The organism is Methylocapsa sp. S129 (assembly GCF_009765995.1).
Lineage (GTDB): Bacteria > Pseudomonadota > Alphaproteobacteria > Rhizobiales > Beijerinckiaceae > Roseiarcus.
Genome location: NZ_LMUI01000008.1, coordinates 155,099 through 174,513 on the forward strand (window position 1 = coordinate 155,099; position 19,415 = coordinate 174,513).

The 19,415-nt window shown below is 63.7% G+C and carries 21 protein-coding genes; 5 read left to right on the forward strand and 16 right to left on the reverse strand.

Annotation, left to right across the window (positions count from 1 at the left end; translation table 11 throughout):
* Positions 1 to 8: 8 nt before the first annotated feature.
* The 8 genes from GSQ90_RS01625 to GSQ90_RS01660 all read right to left on the reverse strand — a co-directional run bounded on the left by GSQ90_RS01625 (position 9) and on the right by GSQ90_RS01660 (position 9,046).
* Positions 9 to 1,121, reverse strand: coding sequence for an ABC transporter ATP-binding protein (locus GSQ90_RS01625; protein WP_158812732.1), 1,113 nt, complete (start codon positions 1,119 to 1,121; stop codon positions 9 to 11).
* 5 nt (positions 1,122 to 1,126) lie between these two features.
* The gene (locus GSQ90_RS01630) at positions 1,127 to 2,014 is read right to left on the reverse strand and encodes a carbohydrate ABC transporter permease (RefSeq protein WP_246731381.1); all 888 of its coding nucleotides are present in this window, start codon (positions 2,012 to 2,014) and stop codon (positions 1,127 to 1,129) included.
* A 56-nt stretch (positions 2,015 to 2,070) separates the two neighbouring features.
* A complete protein-coding gene (locus GSQ90_RS01635; RefSeq protein ID WP_158812734.1) occupies positions 2,071 to 3,024 on the reverse strand; it encodes a carbohydrate ABC transporter permease in 954 nt (317 codons plus the stop codon).
* A 63-nt stretch (positions 3,025 to 3,087) separates the two neighbouring features.
* Positions 3,088 to 4,338: an ABC transporter substrate-binding protein gene (locus tag GSQ90_RS01640; protein WP_158812870.1), complete on the reverse strand. Its 1,251-nt coding sequence runs from the start codon at positions 4,336 to 4,338 to the stop codon at positions 3,088 to 3,090.
* Positions 4,339 to 4,602: 264 nt separating this feature from the next.
* A complete protein-coding gene (locus tag GSQ90_RS01645) occupies positions 4,603 to 5,379 on the reverse strand; it encodes an enoyl-CoA hydratase/isomerase family protein (RefSeq protein ID WP_158812735.1) in 777 nt (258 codons plus the stop codon).
* Positions 5,376 to 6,989 carry an acyl CoA:acetate/3-ketoacid CoA transferase gene (locus GSQ90_RS01650; protein WP_158812736.1) on the reverse strand — a complete coding sequence of 538 codons (1,614 nt, stop codon included), beginning with the start codon at positions 6,987 to 6,989 and terminating at the stop codon, positions 5,376 to 5,378. The genes GSQ90_RS01645 and GSQ90_RS01650 overlap by 4 nt, the downstream gene beginning before the upstream one ends.
* Positions 6,990 to 6,992: 3 nt before the next feature.
* Entirely contained in the window at positions 6,993 to 7,997 is a 1,005-nt protein-coding gene (locus tag GSQ90_RS01655; RefSeq protein WP_158812737.1) for a Gfo/Idh/MocA family protein, read from the reverse strand.
* The gene (locus tag GSQ90_RS01660) at positions 7,994 to 9,046 is read right to left on the reverse strand and encodes a LacI family DNA-binding transcriptional regulator (RefSeq protein ID WP_158812738.1); all 1,053 of its coding nucleotides are present in this window, start codon (positions 9,044 to 9,046) and stop codon (positions 7,994 to 7,996) included. The genes GSQ90_RS01655 and GSQ90_RS01660 overlap by 4 nt, the downstream gene beginning before the upstream one ends.
* Positions 9,047 to 9,290: 244 nt before the next feature.
* Here GSQ90_RS01660 and GSQ90_RS01665 point away from each other — a divergent pair, with 244 nt between their 5' ends.
* Positions 9,291 to 10,457: a dihydrodipicolinate synthase family protein gene (locus tag GSQ90_RS01665; protein ID WP_158812739.1), complete on the forward strand. Its 1,167-nt coding sequence runs from the start codon at positions 9,291 to 9,293 to the stop codon at positions 10,455 to 10,457.
* Here the strand turns inward: GSQ90_RS01665 and GSQ90_RS01670 are convergent.
* Positions 10,439 to 11,563, reverse strand: a complete 1,125-nt coding sequence (locus GSQ90_RS01670; protein WP_158812740.1) for an S-adenosylmethionine:tRNA ribosyltransferase-isomerase — start codon at positions 11,561 to 11,563, stop codon at positions 10,439 to 10,441. The genes GSQ90_RS01665 and GSQ90_RS01670 overlap by 19 nt on opposite strands.
* Positions 11,560 to 12,366 (reverse strand): SDR family oxidoreductase, encoded by an 807-nt coding sequence (locus GSQ90_RS01675; RefSeq protein ID WP_158812741.1) that lies wholly within the window; start codon positions 12,364 to 12,366, stop codon positions 11,560 to 11,562. The genes GSQ90_RS01670 and GSQ90_RS01675 overlap by 4 nt, the downstream gene beginning before the upstream one ends.
* 99 nt (positions 12,367 to 12,465) lie before the next feature.
* Here GSQ90_RS01675 and soxR point away from each other — a divergent pair, with 99 nt between their 5' ends.
* Positions 12,466 to 12,918 (forward strand): redox-sensitive transcriptional activator SoxR, encoded by a 453-nt coding sequence (soxR, locus tag GSQ90_RS01680; RefSeq protein ID WP_158812742.1) that lies wholly within the window; start codon positions 12,466 to 12,468, stop codon positions 12,916 to 12,918.
* Positions 12,919 to 12,958: 40 nt separating this feature from the next.
* Here soxR and GSQ90_RS01685 read toward each other — a convergent pair whose 3' ends face one another.
* Complete coding sequence (locus GSQ90_RS01685; RefSeq protein ID WP_158812743.1) at positions 12,959 to 13,627, reverse strand: LON peptidase substrate-binding domain-containing protein; 669 nt, start codon at positions 13,625 to 13,627, stop codon at positions 12,959 to 12,961.
* A 103-nt stretch (positions 13,628 to 13,730) separates the two neighbouring features.
* On the reverse strand, positions 13,731 to 14,636 hold the full coding sequence (gene trxA / locus GSQ90_RS01690) for a thioredoxin (protein ID WP_158812744.1): 906 nt from the start codon (positions 14,634 to 14,636) through the stop codon (positions 13,731 to 13,733).
* 143 nt (positions 14,637 to 14,779) lie between these two features.
* On the opposite strand from trxA, the gene GSQ90_RS01695 reads away from it, so the two are divergent.
* On the forward strand, positions 14,780 to 15,097 hold the full coding sequence (locus GSQ90_RS01695) for a plasmid stabilization protein (RefSeq protein WP_158812745.1): 318 nt from the start codon (positions 14,780 to 14,782) through the stop codon (positions 15,095 to 15,097).
* Between the two features lie 9 nt (positions 15,098 to 15,106).
* Here GSQ90_RS01695 and GSQ90_RS01700 read toward each other — a convergent pair whose 3' ends face one another.
* A complete protein-coding gene (locus GSQ90_RS01700; RefSeq protein WP_158812746.1) occupies positions 15,107 to 15,613 on the reverse strand; it encodes a prolyl-tRNA synthetase associated domain-containing protein in 507 nt (168 codons plus the stop codon).
* Between the two features lie 136 nt (positions 15,614 to 15,749).
* Here GSQ90_RS01700 and GSQ90_RS01705 point away from each other — a divergent pair, with 136 nt between their 5' ends.
* Together GSQ90_RS01705 and GSQ90_RS01710 are read left to right on the forward strand one after the other, a co-directional pair.
* Complete coding sequence (locus GSQ90_RS01705; RefSeq protein ID WP_246731363.1) at positions 15,750 to 15,983, forward strand: DUF4160 domain-containing protein; 234 nt, start codon at positions 15,750 to 15,752, stop codon at positions 15,981 to 15,983.
* Positions 15,984 to 15,985: 2 nt separating this feature from the next.
* A complete protein-coding gene (locus GSQ90_RS01710; protein ID WP_158812747.1) occupies positions 15,986 to 16,426 on the forward strand; it encodes a helix-turn-helix transcriptional regulator in 441 nt (146 codons plus the stop codon).
* A gap of 82 nt (positions 16,427 to 16,508) precedes the next feature.
* On the opposite strand, the gene nirC is transcribed toward GSQ90_RS01710, so the two are convergent.
* The 3 genes from nirC to GSQ90_RS01725 all read right to left on the reverse strand — a co-directional run bounded on the left by nirC (position 16,509) and on the right by GSQ90_RS01725 (position 19,301).
* Positions 16,509 to 17,306, reverse strand: a complete 798-nt coding sequence (gene nirC, locus GSQ90_RS01715; RefSeq protein WP_158812748.1) for a nitrite transporter NirC — start codon at positions 17,304 to 17,306, stop codon at positions 16,509 to 16,511.
* 196 nt (positions 17,307 to 17,502) lie between these two features.
* On the reverse strand, positions 17,503 to 18,564 hold the full coding sequence (locus GSQ90_RS01720) for a nickel/cobalt transporter (protein WP_246731364.1): 1,062 nt from the start codon (positions 18,562 to 18,564) through the stop codon (positions 17,503 to 17,505).
* Positions 18,561 to 19,301, reverse strand: coding sequence for a DUF1007 family protein (locus tag GSQ90_RS01725; RefSeq protein ID WP_246731365.1), 741 nt, complete (start codon positions 19,299 to 19,301; stop codon positions 18,561 to 18,563). The genes GSQ90_RS01720 and GSQ90_RS01725 overlap by 4 nt, the downstream gene beginning before the upstream one ends.
* Positions 19,302 to 19,415: the final 114 nt, after the last annotated feature.

The following is a 19,415-nucleotide window of genomic DNA, read 5'->3' on the forward strand; positions in this document are numbered from 1 at the left end:
GCCGCCCCTCAAAGCCTCGCGCCCGACGCCGGATCGAACAGCAGCGCCTTGTCAAGATTGAAGGCGAAGGGAACCGTCTGCCCGGGCTGCACGATCGTCTCGGCGCGCATGCGCGCTGTCACTTCCTTGCCGGCGATCTTCGTGACGACAAAAGTGTCGGAGCCCGCCGGCTGCACCACATCGACCCGCGCGTCGACCATCGATATGCCCTTGGAATGGCGATCGGCGCCGTCGAGATCGGTGATCGCCTCGGGGCGTATGCCCATAATGACCGCCCGCCCGTCGGTGAGCGCGCTGATATCGGCGCCGCGCGGCGCGGGCAGCTCGATCGGCGCGCCGTCGACGCGCTCCAGCAGGACGGAAGCATGGCCGTTGGCCCGCGTCACTTTGCCCGTCATCAGGTTCATCGACGGCGAGCCCATGAAATCGGCGACGAACAGATTGGCCGGGTTGTTGTAGATTTCGTACGGCGTCCCGACCTGCTGCAGCACGCCCTCCTTGAGGACGGCGATCTTGGTCGCCAGCGTCATCGCCTCGATCTGGTCATGCGTGACATAGACGATCGTTGCATGCGTGCTTTGATGCAGACGCTTGATCTCGGTGCGCAGGTCGACGCGCAGTTTGGCGTCGAGATTGGACAGCGGCTCGTCGAATAGAAAGACGCGCGGCTTGCGCACCAGGGCGCGGCCCATGGCGACGCGTTGGCGCTGGCCGCCCGACAATTGGCCCGGCCGGCGCTTCAGAAGATGGTCGAGCTGCAGCGTTTTGGCGACTTCCGTCACGGCGGCGTCGCGCTCCGCCTTCGGCACGCCGCGCATTTCCATGCCGAACGCCATATTCTGCTCGACGCTCATATTGGGATAGAGGGCGTAGGACTGGAACACCATGGCGATGTCACGCTTGGACGGATGGAGATCGTTGACGACGGAGCCGTCGATCGAGATTTCCCCTTCGCTGATGGTCTCGAGGCCCGCGATCATATTCAGCAAGGTCGACTTGCCGCAGCCGGACGGGCCGACGAGTACGAGAAACCCGCCCTTCTCAAGCGTGAGATTGACGCCCTTGATGATCTCCAGCGCGCCGAAACGCTTCTTTAACTTACGGATTTCAAGAAAGGACATCGATTTTACCCTTTGACCGCGCCGGCCATCAGGCCGCGCACGAAATAGCGCCCGGCGACGACATAGACGAACAAGGTTGGCGCGGCGGCGATGATCGCCGCCGCCATATTGACGTTATATTCAATGATGCCGGTCGAGGTGTTGACGACATTGTTGACCGCCACCGTCATCGGGCTTTGATCGCCAGCGGCGAAGGTCGCGCCGAACAGAAAATCGTTCCAGATGTTGGTGAACTGATAGATCACCGTCACGATGAAGATCGGTCCGGAATTGGGCAGCATGATGCGGCGAAAAATCTGAAAGAAGCCGGCGCCGTCGATCATCGCCGATTTGACGAGTTCGGTGGGGAACGCCTCGTAAAAATTGCGGAAGAACAGGGTGGTGAAACCCAGTCCATAGACGGTGTGGACGAGAACCAGATTGACGGTCGGATTGCCAAAGCCGAGCGACACTCCAAGATTGTCGGTGAAAAAATTGCCCCATTCGCCGAGCATTCCCAAAATCACCGCCATGGGAATGATCACGGACTGGAACGGAATGAAACAAGCGAACAGCATCAGGCCGAACACCAGGCGGTGGCCGGCAAAACGCCATTTGGTCAAGACATAGCCGTTGAGGGCGCCAAGCAGCGTCGAGATCAGGACGGCGGGGATCACCATCTTGATCGAGTTCCAGAAATAGCCCTTGATGCCCTCGCAGGTGAGGCCGACGCAGGTCGTGCCCCAGGCCTTCGCCCAGGCGTCGAAATTGGGTTCCTTGGGCAGCGCGAACATATTGCCGCCGGTCACTTCGTCGAGCGGCTTCAGCGACGTCATCACCATGACGACGAGCGGTAGGAGATAGACGATCGCGAAGAAGCCGAGCAATCCATAGATCACGATGCGCGTCGTCATCGAGGAGCGCGAGGGATCGCGCCTCGGCTCGGCGGCGAGCAGGGCGTCGGCGGCGCTCATTGGCTCTTCTCCCGCAATTCGGAATAGAGATAGGGCACCATGATCGCCGCGATGGCCATCAGCATGATGATGGCGCTCGCCGAGCCGACCGCCATCTGGTTGCGCGTGAACGTGTAGGAATACATGAAGGTTGAGGGAAGTTCGGCGGCGCCGCCAGGGTTCTTGCCGGTGACCGATAGAACAAGATCGTACGATTTGATCGCCAGATGGGTCAAAATAATCAAGGCCGAGAAGAACACCGGCCGCATGATTGGGATGATGATGCGACGGTACATCATGAAGCCCGAGGCGCCGTCGATCTGCGCGGCCTTCAATATTTCGCCGTCGATGCCGCGCAGTCCCGCCAGAAACAAGGCCATGACGAAACCGGAGCTCGCCCATATGCCGGCGATCGCGACGCAATAGATCATCATGCGAGGATTGACGACCCAGTCGAATGAGAAGCTCGTCCATCCCAGATCATGCACCGCCTTTTCGAGGCCGATGCCCGGATCGAGAAACAGTTTCCATGCCGTGCCGGTCACGATGAAAGACAGCGCCAGCGGGTAGAGATAGATCGGGCGCAGGAAACCCTCGCCGCGAATCTTCTGGTCGAGCAAGATCGCCAACGTCAGGCCGAGGGCGAGGCAGCAGACCACATAGAGCCCGCCGAACAGCCCCATATTGATGATCGCGGTGTACCAACCCGAGGGCGGATCGGTCTCGAACGTCCACGTCCAAAGCTTTTGGTAATTGCTCAGGCCGACGAGATGGTCGTTGGCGAACGCCTTCGAATTGGTGAAGGATAGATAGAACGTCCACAGGATGAAGCCGTAGACGAACAGAAGGATCGCGGCGAACGAGGGCGCCAGCACCAGCTTGGGCAAGGCGTCTTGCAAGCGCCCGCGCACCGACCCGCGCGGTCGCGGCATAGTGACATCGGCAAGCGGGGCGACAGTGATCTCGGTCATGGGCGCGTTCGTTCAAGCGAAGGAGGGACCGCCCCCGCGCGAGCGGGGGCGGATTGGCGTTGGTTACTTCGCGGCGTTGATCGCCTTGACGAGCTCCGTCACGGCGCTGTCGGAGGTCTTGATCTCGCCATGGAAGAACTTGGTCACGACGTCATGATAGGCGCCGGCGACGGCCGGCGGCTGGGCGTAGTTCTGGGCCATTGAACCGACGAACTTGCCGTCGGCATTGGCGGCCTTCACGTCGGCGATGCCCTTCTTGCCGCAGATGTCGAACGCGGTGTCGGGAACGTCCATGCGCGCCGGCACGGAACCCTTCACCACGTTGAACGCCGACTGGAAGCTGATGCTCATCGTCGCGTCTGCAAGCGCCAATTGTGCGGCCTTGCGATCGGCGGGAACATTGAACATCGCGAACATATCGGTGTTGTAGATCACCGAACCGTCGGTGCCGGGGAAGCGATAGCAGAGGAAATCCTTGCCGGCTTCCTTATTGGCGGCTTTGAACTCGCCCTTGGCCCAATCGCCCATCACTTGCACGAGCGCATCGCCCTTGATCACCATCGCGGTGGCGAGGTTCCAGTCGCGGCCCGCAAAGTTCGGATCGGTATAGGCCTTCAGCTTGGCGAGATTGTCGAAGGACTTCTTCATCGTGTCGGACTTCAAGGCGCTTTCATCGAGATCGACGAAAGCCTTCTTGTAGAACTCGATGCCGCCGGTCGAGGCGACGACCGAGTCGAACATCGTCGCTTCCTGCCAGGGCTGGCCGCCGAGCGCGAGCGGAATGACGCCCGCCGCCTTGGCCTTATCGAGCAAAGCGATGAACTCGTCGAAGGTCTTCGGCTCGGTCCCGCCGATCTTCTCCAGCACCGCCTTGTTGATCCAGACCCAATTGACGGAGTGGATGTTGACCGGGACGGCGTCCCATTTGCCATTGGTGGTGGTGAATTTCTGCAGGGCCGTCGGCACGACCTTCGCCCAATTTTCCTTGGTCGCCAGCGACGTGATGTCGCCCAGCTTGCCGGCCTCGGCATAGTCGACGGCGAAATAGCCGAGGATTTGCGAAGCGGTCGGCGGGTTGCCCGCCGCCACCATCGCTTTCAGCGCGGTCATGGCGCCTTCGCCGCCGCCGCCCGCCACGGGCACGTCTTTCCAGGCGAAGCCTTCCTTCGCGAGATCCCCCTTGAGGACATTCAACGCGGCCGCTTCGCCGCCTGAGGTCCACCAGTGCAGCATTTGCACGGTCTTGTCGTCTGCGGCATGCGCCGAGGCGGCGAAACCGGCCGCCGATGCGAGCGCGACGCCCGCCATAAGCATGGTGCGGAACTTCATATTATTGCCTTCCAAATAAGCGACATCTCCCCACCGGATTCGGTCCGGCGCCGTCGTCATCAAGGGCCGAAATCTCGACCCCCGCCTTCCTTCACGTCAGCATCGCAGCCCGGGCCGTCCATGGGCGCGCGGACTTTGTGGACGTGGAAAGTCTTGTCATCACTGTATTCGGCTCCCGTGCTGTGGCCAAGCGCTCCCGAAGCCTTCGATTGCCAGAACTGTCGCGCGCCTCCTGCGTCGTTCTCATCATCATCGACCCTCGAAATGCGGCGGACGCTTGTCGTTGAAGGCGGCGACGCCCTCGCCAAGATCTCGCGTCGTCGCCGTGAACGCGCCGGCGAGCGCCTCGATCGGCGCATCGCTGTCTTCGCCTTCGGCGGCGTTGATCATCGATTTGACGATCTGCGCCGCCACCGGCCCGCGCGCTGCGATAGCCCGCGCGATCGCTTCGGCGCGCGTCAATCCCTCGCCCGCTTCGACCACTTCATCGACCAGTCCAAGCGCCAGGGCCTCTTCAGCCTCGAACATCCGCCCGCCCAAAGCCATGCGGCGCACGACTTGCGCGCCAAAACGCCGGACGAGACGCTGCGTGCCCGACCATCCCGGCGCCATGCCGAGGCCCGTTTCGGGCAGGCCAAGTTTGATCCCCGTCTCGGCGATGCGAATGTCGGCGGTCGCTGCGAGCTCCAGGCCGCCGCCGAAGGCATGGCCTGTTAGCGCCGCGACGAGAGGCACGCGCAGCCGCGCCAGAGCCTCGAATGCGCGATGGCCAACCCGCGTCCAGTCGCGCCACATTTCGAGCGGCGGCAGATTGCTCCAGGCGGCGATGTCGCCGCCCGCGCAAAACGCCTTGCCTTCGCCCGACAGGATGGCGACACGAATGTCCGACGCATCCTCGATCGCTTCCGCGGCGCGCGCCAGCGCAACGATCATCGCACGGTCGAGCGCATTGAGCTTGTCAGGACGCTTCAACGTGAGCCTGGCGATTGGCCCGTCAAAGGCGAGGCGAATCCGGTCGTCGGTCATGACGCGCACTCCAGGCGGCGAGGCGGCGATGGCGGCAGTTTGAGGCCGAGCGGCCCAGGATGAAACAGCGTCACATCCATCGCCTTCAATTGGTCGGAGACGACAAGCGGAAACTTCGCCTGCCCCAGAATGTCGCGGTCGAGGTCGACGCCCGGCGCGATCTCGGTCACCGTGACGCCCTTTGCGGTCAAGCGCATGACGCAGCGCTCGGTGACATAGGTAATATCCTGGCCTTGGGTGATGGCGCGGCCGCCGGAAAAGGACACTTGTTCGACTTCCTCGACCAGTTTGGCGATCTTGCCTTCCCGCGCGATCCGCAGCCTGCCCGCCTCGACGGCAAGGCCCGCGCCGGCGGTGAAAAAGCCGGAGAAGACGATTTTCTTGGCCCGCGCCGTGATGTCGACAAAGCCGCCCGCGCCCGCCGTCACATGCGGGCGCGCGCCAAGCTTGGAGACATTGACCGAGCCGCGCTGGTCGATCTCAAGGAAGGAGAGCAGCGAGCAATCAAAGCCGGCCCCCTGGAAATAGGTGAACTGATAAGGCGAGGGCATGATCGCTTCGGCGTTGGCGGCGCAGCCGAACTGGAAGTCGAGCAGCGGCACGCCCCCAACCGCCCCTTGCTCGATCACCCAGGTGACGGCGCCGTGCTGGCCTTCCTCGATCAGGATGCGCGGCACATTGGCGGAGACGCCAAAACCGATATTGACGGCATCGCCCTGACGCAGCTCCTGCGCGACGCGGCGCGCAATGACTTTGGAAATGTTGAATTCAGGCAGTTCGAAAGTCGAAAGCGGCCGGAAGATTTCACCCGAAATTGCGGGATCGTAAACCGTCTGCGTCGTTTGCATCTGTTCGGGCGCGACGACGATCGCATCGACGAGAATGCCGGGCACGAACACATCGAGAGGCTTGAGCGTGCCCGCCTTGGCGAGCCGCTTGACCTGCGCGATGACGATGCCGCCATTGTTGCGCACGCTCAGCGCCTGATCGAGCGGGCCGAGATAGCCGCCTTCATGTTCATAGGAAAGATTGCCGCGCTCATCCGCTGTCGTCGCGCGAATGATCGCAACATTGGGGATGATGGCGGGAAAGAACAGCCAGTCTTCGCCGGCGAAGGCGACGCGGGAGACGACGGGCCTCGCCGCCGCCTTGGCGTTCATCGCGCAGCCCTGGCGGGCGGGATCGGCGAATGTGTCCATGCCGATCTTGGTCAGCACGCCAGGCCGCTTAGCCGCCGCCTCGCGATGCATGTCGAACAGGATGCCCGAAGGGATGTTGTAGGCGGGGATTTGATCGCCTGAGACCATTTGCCAGATCTTCGGCGGCTCCGCCTTCGACGGACCGGAGGGATAGGAGCCCGCGATAATGCGGGCGAGGCAGCCAGGCTTGGCCAGATGATCGACGCCGCCAATGCCCCACATGTCGCCGGCGGCGATCGGGTGCAGGGTGGTGATGTCGCGCGGATGGCCGGCTTGGTCGAAACGCCGGCCGATCGCCGCGAGCACGGCGTCAGGGCAGCCAAGGCCGGAAGACGAGGATATCGTCACGATAGCGCCGTCCGGAATCAGGCGGGCGGCTTCGTCGGCGGTGAGGACGCTCGGAAAGGCCATCGGCTAAAGCCCCGGCTCGACGGCGGTTTCGCGCGCGGAATGAGCCGCCTCGAGCGTTGCGATCGCCATCGCCATCGAGCGCACGCCATCCTCGCCCGAAGCCGAGGGCAGGCCTTGGCCGCGGATCGCGGCTTGGAACGCGCGCACGGAACGCTCGTAGAGATTTTCCTGCGCGAGCGGCAGCAAAGCCTCGCCGTGCTTGTCGCGCAAGGTCACTGTGCCGATTGGGCGTTGCGTCATGCAATCGGCGCCGAATAGCGAGCCGTCCGATCCATGCACTTCGAACGTGGTTTTGGCGTAGCGGCTGGTGAAGGCGTCATGGAAATGAGCGATGAGGCCCGATTTAAACCGTGCGACGCCCATCACGCCGTCTTCGATGGCGCCTTCGCCCATCCCGGCGCTCTGGATCATGGCGGTGACGGCGATGGGCTCGTCGCCGAGCACGAAGCGCAATGTGTCGGCATCATGGACGGTGATGTCCATCACGACGCCGGCCCCCGTTTTCGGGTCCTTGATGCGCCATCCCTGCAAATGCTCAGGCAGATAGACGGCATGGCAAACCCGGGCGAAAAGCGGGCGCCCGATGCGCCCCTCCGCGATCGCCCCACGCATCGCGCGATGGGTCGCCGCATTGCGCAAATGATGGTTGGTCGCCATCGTCACGCCCGCCGCCTTGCAGGCGGCGACCATCTCGCGCGCCTCTTGCAGATTCAGCGCGAGAGGCTTTTCGCAAAGCACATGTTTGCCCGCCTTGGCGGCTGCGAGAACCTGTCCGTAATGCAGATCGTTGGTCGTTGCGACATAGACCGCGTCGACCTTGTCGAACAGCGCATCGAGCGATGTCGTCGCCAGAGGAATATCGTGCTCGGCGGCATAGGCGGCGCCGCGTGCGGCGTTCGTGCTCATCACGCCGGCGATGACGCCGCCTTCGGCGCGGATCGCGGCGATCATCCATTCGCGTGCGATTGTCGTCGCGCCGATCAGACCCCAACGCAAAGCTCCGGTCATGACGCCTTCCTTTCACGCCGGGCCGCGCCGCAGCTTTCCCGCACAATCAGCTTGGTTTGCCCCAGGAACGAAAGGCCGGCCGGGTCTTCGCCGCGGATCAGCCCAAGCAGGCTTTCGGCGCATTGCGCCCCCAGGAAACGTGTGTCGGCGTTGACCGTGGTCAGCGGCGGCGCATTGTGCTCGGCCTCGGCTATGTCGTCGAAGCCGACGACGGCGATGTCGACGCCGGGGATGATTCCGCGGCTGGCGAACGCCCGCGTCGCGCCCATCGCAACGATGTCATTATAGCAGGCGACCGCGGTGGGCGGCCGCGGCAGAGCCAACGCCCGGTCGACCGCTTGGCGGCCGCCTTCGCGGGTCGGCAGGGTCTCGAAAACGAGCGTCTCGTCCGCCAGAATGCCAGCCCCCGCAAGCGCGTCTCGCCAGCCGCCGACCCGCTCCTGCTGCGTCGTCATCGTGGCGTCGCCGCCAAAATAGCCGATGCGCCGATGTCCTAGCCGCAGCAAGTGCTCCACGGCCTCGCGCGAGCCGGTGCGGTTGTCCGGCCCGACATAGGGCAGCGGACTGCCGATCATCCGCCGCATGGTGATGACGCCGGGAATCGAGGCCGGCAACTGGCTCGCCAGGCTCCAGGCGTCGGAGCCGCGCGCCGGGCTCATGATGACGCCGGCGACGTGATGTTCGCGCAGCGATCGCAGGACATGGGCCTGCCGCTCATGATCTTCATTGGTGTTGGCGAGGATCGGCACGAAGCCGAGGCGGTAAAGCGCATCCTCGATGCCGACGGCAAGTTCGGCGAAGAACGGATTGGTCAGATCGCTGATGATCATGCCGACGAAGTCGGACGATGCGGCGCGCAGACTAGCGGCACCGCGATTGTAGACATAGCCGAGGCGCTGCATCGCCTGCTCGACGCGCTGGCGCGTCTCGCCCTTCACCTGGGCGGAATCGCGCAAGACCAGCGATACGGTCGACTTCGACACGCCAGCGGCGCGCGCGATATCGATCATCGTGGGCGACCTGCGCTGAGCAGGTCTCGCATCGGCCAAAGCCTGTCTCCTCCCGAACCCATGCCAAAGGCGGTATTCATCCGCCATTATTGATTTGGAACGTTCCTATCGAACAACCCAGATGATGTCAACGACGAGTGTTTTACCCCAAGAATGCAGCGATTTATATGACATTTGCGCGCCTGTCTTGAATTTGGAACGTTCCGATGCTATGATCGGCCAACGCTCGCAACAAGAGCATGGTCGGTTTGCTGGTCGGCGCCGCGCCAAAGGGAGGAGAGCGATGGTCGGTCTGAAATTGCTTGCCGGCGATGGCTCGCTTCAGTCCTTCGAACTTTCGCCGCCCTCGCCCTATCCGGCGAAGGAAACGCGCGATTTCCCGCGGATCGTCTATGCAGCGGCCCATGTGGTCGCCGATCCGCTCTCAGGCGCGGATTCGCTGTCGCGCTCGGCGGTCGATTGGGACCGCACGCTTGCCTTTCGCCATCGTCTTTGGGATCTCGGCTTTAAAATCGCCGAGGCGATGGACACGGCGCAGCGCGGCATGGGTCTGGACTGGAATGGCGCGCAGGAACTGATTGCGCGCGCGCTCGCGGAGGCCAAAGCGCGGCCGGGCGCCGACCTTGCCTGCGGCGCCGGCACGGATCATCTCGACCCCGCCGCCGCGCGCACGCTCGGCGATGTCGTCGCCGCCTATGAAGAGCAGGTCGGCTTCGTCGAAAAGCATGGCGGCCGCGTCGTGATGATGGCGAGCCGCGCGCTCGCCCGCGTCGCGCGAGGCCCCGACGATTACGCCTTCGTCTACGACCGCATTCTGTCCCAGGCGAAAGAGCCCGTCATCCTGCATTGGCTCGGCGACATGTTCGACGCCGCCCTCGCGGGCTATTGGGGCGCCGGGGACATCGAAGGGGCGATGAGCGGCGTTCTCGACATTATCGCGCGTCATCAGGCGCGCATCGACGGCGTCAAGATTTCTCTGCTCGACGCTGGCAAGGAAATCGATCTGCGCCGCCGGCTTCCAGCCGGCGTGCGTATGTATACGGGCGACGATTTCAACTATGCGGAACTGATCGCCGGCGACGGCGCGCATCATTCGCACGGCCTGCTCGGCATTTTCGACCCGATCGCGCCTGCCGCCGCCGCCGCGCTTGTGAAGCTCGGCGCTGGCGATCGCGCCGGCTATGATGAGATTCTGGCGCCGACCGTGCCGTTGTCGCGCAAAATATTCGAGGCGCCGACGCAATATTACAAGGCGGGAATCGTGTTCTTGGCCTGGCTCAATGGCTTCCAGGACCATTTCATCATGCTCGGCGCCATGCAATCGGCGCGCAGGATTCTGCATTATTCCGACGTGTTTCGCCTCGCCGACCGTGCGGGGCTGATCGTCGATCCTGAGCGCGCGTGCAAGCGGATGAAAGCGCTTCTGGCGACCTATGGGATCGAAGGGTGATCGTGGGCGAAAACCATCGGCTGTGACTCCCGTGGCGGGTAAGGCGATGCGCCAGCCTGAACGGGCGCTTTGTCGTCGGCCTTCTCTATAAAGACCGAGTCGCCAAATTCGTGGGAGCGAAAGTCGCGCGCCTCTAATTCCGCATCGATGCGGCTGAGCGTTTCATTCCCCGCGAAGGCGCGCAAAAGCTCATAATGGCTCGAGCCTTGCTCGTGCGCTCCCGAAAGAATGGCGTCCACCACGCGCAGTCTGGAACAGGAATCGATTTTCTGCGTCGCCAAGCGCTCGCCGGCGGGCGCGTCGCCGTCGAACATCGCGCCCGCGTGCTCCAGCGCCCGCACGACGCTTGTGCCGATCGCAATGACGCGGCCGCCGCGCATGCGCGCCTCGGCTATGATCCGCGCGGTCGATCGCGGAATGCGGTATGGTTCATCGAAGGGCAGCAGCGCGTCCAGTTCCGCATCGCCCGTCGATGAAATTCCGGCAGCGTGCGTGATCGCGCCAAAGCGGATGCCGCGCGCCGTCATCGATTCGATCATGCGCCAATCAAGCGCGAAGCCGGCCGACGGCGCCTCGAACGCGACGGGCGGACCGGCGATCGCCATCCACACGTCCCACAGGGCAAGCGGCGTCGCGATATGCGCATATTGGATCGGGCGGCCATGGCGCGCCAAGCCTTCCCAAATCTCTGCCGGCGAGCCCTCGAAGTCGAGCGCGACGTAGCGAGGGTGATTCAGCACGCGCGCGACGATCGTATTGAGCGGGCCAAGGGCCAGCCGGTCCCCCGGATGGATCGGCGGCGGCTTTGGCCGATCCTCGGTGCGCGTGCGAAAGTCGCCCTCTCCGAATATGACGGCGAAAAATTGCTTGATCTCCTGGAGCGAACGACGGCCCGCAAGCCGCACTTCAATCCGGCCGCCGCTGGGGCCATGCCGGCCAAACAGGCTGGCGGGCAAGACCGCCGCATTATTGGCGATGACAACGTCCCCGGGATTGACAAGGCTTGCGAATTCCGACCGTGCGCGCCGGCCGATATTGCCGCGCTTGTCGGCGTGCAGCAGCTTCGCGCCCGGCGGGCGCTGGACTGGCGCGCTGGCGGCGATCACATTGCGCCCTCTCGCGTCGCGTCGCTCGAAGTAGGCTTCGGCCGCGCCATCAAGGCGGCGAGCGTATCGAGGAGTTTGCGCGCCGCAATCTCCGGGCGCTGAAGCGCCGAGCGATCCGCGTCGGGCGCCGCCGCCGCATGCAACGGCGTATCCATATCGCCCGGATCCAGCGAGAGAACACGCACGCCGACGCCGCCAAGCTCGTCGTCCCAGATACGGCTCAAATGATGCAACGCGGCTTTGCTGGCGCCATAGGCGCCCCATTTCTGGTACGCATTGATCGCCGCGTCGCTCGAAATATTCACCACCACCGCTGTGCGCCCCTCCCACGCGGATTCCGCCAGTGAGCCGAGCAGTGTTTTGGCCAACCGAAACGGGCCGAGGACGTTTGTGGCGAGCGCGCGCTCAAAATCTTCGCATTCCGTGTCCGCCAGCAGCGCCAGCGGCGTTGGCCCCAGATGCGAAGCATTGTTGATGAGCACATCAAGACCGCCAAGCGTGCCCAGGATCTGCATGGCGATGGGATGAACGTCGTCCTTTTTCGAAATGTCGCCGACAACGCCATGCGCGCCCGTCAGCTCACGTATGACGCGCTCAACGCCATCCCGCCGGCGCGCGACGAACGCGACCCGCGCCTGGCGATGCATCAATTCCCTAACGAGGGCGAGGCCCAGGCCCGACGTGCCGCCGGTAATGGCGATGCGGAGGCCGGCGAATGGATTGTCGGGCCGGCCCTCCGCCAGCACGAGCCGTAGAACTGTCATGGACGATGAAGAACTGGCGACTTGTCGATCGTTCGGCATGATGCTTTCCCTGTGCGAGAGGCGATTGCAATGGACGAACGCTCAAGCTACAAGTTGAAGTGAACTTTAAGTCAAGCGCCAATTCCACGTTCTCTAGACATGCCCGACCTCATCACAATTTCCGAGTTCTCGCGCCGCAGCGGCGTCGCCGCCTCGGCTTTGCGATTCTACGAAACGCGCGGCCTGATCAAATCAGAGCGCGCCGGCTCAGGTCACCGCCGCTATTCCAGAGCGGTGCTGCGGCGGGTCGCGTTTATCGTCTTCGCCCAGCGCATGGGCCTGACGCTCGATGAGGTCGGCGCCGAACTGGCGAAACTGCCGGAAAATCACGCACCCGGACCATCCGATTGGGCGAAAATCTCCGGCAGTTGGACACGGCGCATCGATGAACGGATCGCCGAATTGCGCCGCCTCAAGGCGGGCCTTACCCGCTGCATCGGTTGCGGCTGCCTGTCGCTCCGGCAATGCCAGCTCGCCAATCCCGGCGATCGCGCCAGCCGGCAGGGTCCTGGTCCCCGTTACTGGATGAGCGACGCGCGCCGTTCGCGGTAAGCGGGCGACGCCCGCCCGGAAGCGGCTCTGAAGGATCGGCCTAGTGAATCTGCGGCGAGGCATGCTCGCTTCGCGCGAGCTCCATCTGCGTGATCGCCACGAGCATGTCCGCGCGCGCCTTGAGATCGGAGGCCTCCAGCAACGCCTGCTTTTCCTTCGCGCCATAGGGGCTCAGCATCGACAGGCCATTGACCAGCGCCTCATTGGAAGCTTTCTGGATGTCGTCCCAATCGATCTTGAACTTCCTGGCTTCGGCGAATTTGCGCAACGCGGTCAGCAGGCCCGGTCGATCGACGGCGTTCTCACCCTCGCCTTCGCGAAAATCGTTCGAAAATTCCGAGAAATCGATGCGCGCCTGGCGATAGAGCGTCGAGGCCGGAGCCTCGCCGATGACGCGAAACCGTGCGATGCCGGTCAGGGTGACGAAGCACCGGCCGTCGCCCGTCTCGGCAAATTGCGTGATGCGGCCAACGCAGCCGATTGCGCAAAGCTCGGGCCACTTGTCCGAGGCTTCCTCGCCGTCGCTGGGCTGGATCATTCCGATAAGCCGCTCGCCGGAAAGCGCATCGTCGATCATCGCGAGATAGCGCGGCTCGAAAATGCTCAGAGGCAACGGCCGGCGCGGCAGCAGCAGAGCCTCGGCCAACGGGAATACGGGAATGGTCTGAGGCAGTTCGGAGGGGCGCTCATAGCTGCGATTCAATTTCATGGCACGAAACCTCAAAGGACGGGCGCCGCGGCGCCTGTCCGCTAAACACGCGATCTGAACCCACCTTGTGGCTCAAATACCGGCAAATTGCGGCCGGCGCGGACTAGAAAATCAATGCCGACAATTTGCGCCGCGCCTGAACGGCGGCGGGATCCATCAAGCCCCAGGCCTCAAAGAACTGCACCAATTGCTTGCGGGCGGCGTCGTCGTTCCATTTGCGGTCGCGCTTGATGATTTCCAGCAGGCGGTCGGCGGCCGCGTCGCGCTCGCCGCGCGCATTGAGCGCCAGCGCGAGGTCGAAGCGCGCCTGATTGTCGTCCGGATTGTCGGCGAGCGCCTTTTCCAGCGGGCCGAGATCGCCAAGCGCCGCCGCCTGTTCGGCGACATCGATCGCAGCTTTCACGGCCGAGATCGCGGGGTCGATATCCTTGCCCGCCGGAGGCGCCGGCGCCAGGGACAGAACCGCCTTGGCCTGATCGAGATCGCCGCTGTCGACATGCAGCTTGGCCAGACCCGCGATCGCTTTGATGTTGCCCTCGTCTTCGGTGAGGACGCGCGAATAAAGCGCCGCCGCGCCCGAGGAATCGCCGGCGGCGGCCGCGGTCTGCGCCTGCGCGATCAACTCATCGGCGCCCGCCGTCAGCGGACCGACGAGCCGCTCGATAAAGCCGCGCACCTGACCCTCGGGCAGCGCGCCCATGAAACCGTCGATCGGCTGGCCCTTGTCGAAGGCGATGACGGCGGGAATCGATTGAATGCCGAGCTGGCCGGCGATCTGCGGGTGATCGTCGATATTCATCTTGACGAGTTTCACCTTGCCGCCGGAATCGGCGACCGCCTTTTCCAGCGCCGGCGCCAATTGCTTGCAGGGTCCGCACCAGGGCGCCCAGAAATCGACGAGCACGGGCTGGCGCTGCGAGGTGGCGATGACGTCCTGTCCGAACGAGGCGGTCGTCACGTCTTTGACCGTCGCGGGCGCCCCGCCGCCTGAACCATTGCCGATCGCCATCAATCCGTCTCCGTCAGTGGAATTTTCGCTGTTATACGCAAAGATGGGGCCGTGCGCAGCCTTGTGCAATATCTGGCCGACGGTCGCGGGAACTTTGCGACGACGGTCGCCGTTTGACGGTTCGCACGAACGGAGGGTCTGTCATGCCGCGCGGAGACAAATCCAAATATACGGATAAACAGGATCGCAAGGCCGATCATATCGCCGAAAGCTATGAGAAACGGGGCGTGCCGGAGGAAGAAGCCGAGCGCCGGGCTTGGGCGACGGTCAATAAAGACGACGGCGGCGGCAAGAAAGCGGGCTCAGGCCGAGGCGTCGAGACCGGCCACCCGGCCGCGCATAAGGGCGGCAGGATCGGCGGCGCGGCGGCGGCGTCGCGACCCAAGGCGGCGCGCTCCGCCTCCGCGAAAAAAGCGGCGGCGACCCGCAAGAGCCGGGCGGAGCATCACGCCGCCCGTTGAGGCGGGGCGTCAGCCGTCGGCGCCGCCCAAGGCGACGACGACAGGCTCATGCCCAGTCGCGCGCAGGAATTTGACGAGATCGGCGCTGGCGAGACCTGTCGTTCGGGTATTGACGAGCGGGTGAAAATTGAGGCGTTCGTGCGCCATCATGGCCGCATCGAGCACAACCGTGACCCTCGCGTCGCGATCGTTGATCGCGCCGAATGGGGTGACGGAGCCCGGCTTGACGCCCCAGACTTCCTCCAGAAGCTCGGCGGACCCGAATGAAACCCGCCCCTGGCCGCCGATCTTTTCATGCGCGCGCTTGAGATCGATTTGCGCATTTTCGTCGAGCACGAGCAGAAACAAGCGACTCTTCTTGTCCTTGACGAAGAGATTCTTGGTATGGCCGCCCGGAATGTCGCCGCGAAAAGCCACGGAATCCTCGACCCGGAACAGCGGGGGATGCTCGACGGTATGCGTAGGGATGGTGAGGCTTTCGAGGAAAGCGAGGAGGTCTTCGGGTGTGGCGGGCATGTGGGGGTCCGGGAATCTGTGGAGGCATTTAGCGGGGGACGGACAGGGCGGCAAGCGAAAGCGGCGTTGTTCAGGCCGCCTTGACATTTTCGATCCAAAAGTGCAATAGTTGCACTATGGCATTCGATGGATTTATATGCCGACCTTGCAACGTTTTGGCTCCGTCAGCGTCCGCATGTACGCCGACGATCATCGCCCGCCGCATTTCCACATCGTCGCGCCCGACTTTCAGGCGCTCGTGAGGATTTCTGATCTGGCGGTGATCGCAGGGGAAGCCCGCCCGACGGAGATCGCAGAGGCGCTGGCTTGGGCGCAAGTCAATCGGGAAATGTTGGTCCTCAAGTGGGCCGAACTCAACGAACGGAATTGACTATGCCGAAGAAGAATTTGCCGCGCATCGCCGCCGTGGCGGCCGGCAAGAAGCCTCTGACCTTGCGCGTCCGCTGGGACAACGGCGATGAAAGCCACGTTGACGTGTCCGGGCCGATTGAGACCTTTCGCGTTTACGAACCACTGCGTCGATCGCAGGATTCCTTTGCCAGCGTAAGCGTGGGGGAACACGGAACGGATGTCGTCTGGTCTGACCAGATTGACATGTCAGCCGATACTTTATGGCGGCTTGCGCAAGAGCAGACGGGCGCAACTATGTCGCCGGACGCCTTCAAGAATTGGCGCACCCGCAAGGCTTATACGCTGGATGCGGCGGCGCGCGCGTTGGGCCTCAGCCGCCGCATGGTGGCCTATTACGAGCAGGGCGCGAAGCCCATTCCACGGGTAGTCGCGCTTGCGACGCGCGCGCTGGAAAGTGCGTGAGGCAAAATGAAACCGCGCCGACGCGTCATGTGTGCTTTGACATGATAGCTGCGTCTCAAACAAAGCGATAAGAAAACGCGCATCATTCGGCGGGCGCGGGCGCCAGCGCCTTGGCCGTCTCCTTCGGGCTGGCTCCGAGATAGCCGAGCGCGACAAAGCCGGCGCCGCCGATGACGTTGCCGAGCGTCACCCACAAGAGATTGTAGGCCATGCCGCCAAAGCTGACGCTCGCGGGATGATTGCCGAGCAGAGCGATCGAGAAGATCGTCATGTTGGCGATCGAATGTTCGAAGCCCGCGGCGATAAACGCAAAGAGGCACCACCAGATGAGGATGCATTTGGCCGCATCGCTTGTCGCGCGCGCGCTTGTCCAGAGAGCGAGGCAGACGAGCCAGTTGCACAGAGCGCCGCGCGCGAGGAGCGCTAGAGCGGGCGCGTTCATTTTGGCGGCGGAAGCGGCGAAGACCAGGTCGGCGCCGTCCTTGAGAATCTGGCCGCCGCCGCCAAGCCAGAAGACAAACGCGAGCAGCGCCGAGCCGACGAGATTGCCGACCCAGGACAGGACCCAGCAGCGCGCGAGCGCGGCAAGATCGACCGAACCGCGCGCGACGCCGATGGTCATGAACATCGTATGGCCGGTGAAGAGATCGGATCCGGCGAATACGACAAGCGTCAGCGCGATGCCAAAACACGCCCCCATCACGAGGCTGCGCAGGCTGGGATCGATCTGCTGGCCCAGCGTGAAGATGAGAATGATGCCGATGCCGACATAGGCGCCGGCCATCATCGACGAAATGAAGAAGGCGGAGGGCTTTTCACGCGCGAAAGCCGCCTTGTCGGCGGCGACCTGCGCGAAATGATCGAGCGTTTTTGCGAACATGGCTTGCGTCCTGTCGGCCTCATTGGGTCAGAGACCGGCGTCGAACCGACGGCGCTCTCACCCTTGCCCGGAGAGATATCTACGCAAAGGCCATGCCAGCCCGCGGCGCGAAAAATGCGAACAGAACCAACGGCGACGATCCGTTAGGCTCGCGCCGGCGCCCAGATTTTGCGCATTGCGCCCGGTTTCAACGCGCCTATCCGCCGCCGGTCGGTCCGAATAGCAGCAGCGCGAGCCCATAGGCGAGCACGCAAAGCGCCGCCGCCAATTCCAGCGCGCGCGCGATCAGGGTCGCCCTCGCGGATTCGCGCGAGGCCAGGCGCATGGCGGCGTCCTTGGCGAAAACAGCAAGGCAGGCCAGGGCGCTGGTGGTTATCGCCGTGCCGAGCGCCATTGCGAAGGTCGCGATAATGCCGGCGGGAAATAACCCCTGGGTGAGCGCGAAAGTCAGCACGACAATGGCGCCTGAACAGGGCCGCGCGCCTGCCGCGACGACGGTCGCCGTGGCGCCGCGCCAGGAAAAGCCGGCGCCAAGCTGGGCGGGATCGGGCGCATGATAATGACCGCAATCGGCTTCCGCGACGATATTGGCGCCCGGCGTCTCGACGCGAAACTGCGAGGCGACGCCCAGAGCCAGCGCGGGCCGCCAGGGCGCGTTGGCAAAAAGAGCGGGTTGCTTGGCGCGATCCGCGATGGCGCGGCGCAAGGCGGCGGCGAAGGCGCGGCCTTTGGTCCAGGCGAGCCAGGCGCCGATGGCGGCGATAAGGAGGTAACTCGCGATTTCCACCACATCGCTGGCGCTGTTCATCTGCGCGCCGGTCGCCCGGAAGATGAGCGCGGCGATGCCGATAAGCGCGATCGCGACCAGTGCTTGCAAGATCGCCGCGAGGAAGGACAGAACCATTCCGCGCCGCAGCGCCCGCTCGTTGGCGAACATATAAGAGGCGATCAGAGCCTTGCCGTGGCCCGGCCCGGCCGCATGGAATACGCCATAGGCGGCGCTGAGGCCGATGAGGCCCCAGATCGCCGAACGATCGCTATGCAGCGCTTTGACTTCGCCCGCCATCAAATGGTTGAGCCAGGCGGCGACGCCGAGAATCCAACCGGCAAAACCGGTCGGCGCGCCCCCGGCCTCGCCGCCAGGCAGAGCAAAAGGCCGCGCGGCCGATTGCGCCAGAGCGGGATCGGCGACCAAAGCTAGCAGGATCGCCAATGCGGCGAGCGTGCATAGCGCGCGCAGATTCAGCAAATTTCTCACGGACAGGCGATGATGGCGCGGCTGGCCATTTTGAAGCCGAAATTGGCGCCGGGGGCCAGGCCGCTGAAAAAGGACTCGGTCAGCTTGCTCGATTCGTCCGCCTCCAGCGGTTTGGGCTTGGCGAGGGAAAGCGAACACCCCGCCGGCGCGCCGGCCAGTTTGACGCCGTCCTTGTCGTCAAATTCAAAATCGATGAAAAATTCGGGATCGGCGACCAGCAGCGAAAAGAATTTTCCCGGCGCCGTCGCCGTCTTGAGAGGCAGGACGACGTGAAAGGTCACGAGATGGTCCGGACGCTCTTCCATCCAGTAATCCGTGACATCGCCGAAATCGACCGCTTTGCCGCCGATCTTGAGGGTCGTGAAATAGCCGATCTGGGCGAGCGAGCCGGCGTTTTCCTTGGCCAGCGGCGCAAAATCCTCGCGCTTGACCAATTGGCCCGCCGGAGCCAAGCCCTGTGTGGCGAAGGAGGAATACATTTCGTCGAAAGTCCAGTCGTGGATGATTCCGCTTACTTTGCCGTCCGGCGTGAAGGCGACCTGACTGCGCATGGTCACCCAGACATGGGGATGGGCGAGGGCCGGACTTGGCGCCGCCCAAAAGACAAGCGTGCCCAGCGCCGCGCCGATCGTCCCTTTCCAGCGCCGCCTGAGGGCCATGCCCGCCGCTCCAGTCCATAGAATCGAGAAATAGCACATCCCAAACGCCCAGATGACGGCAAACTTGGGCGCGAACATGGCCCGCGCGTCTTTGGCCGCTCGCGTCATCGCAAAAGCGCCCGCGCCGCCGTGCTTTAGTTTTTGTTAAAAGATTGCGCGCACTTCTAGCCAATGGCATGTCGCGTTTCGCCA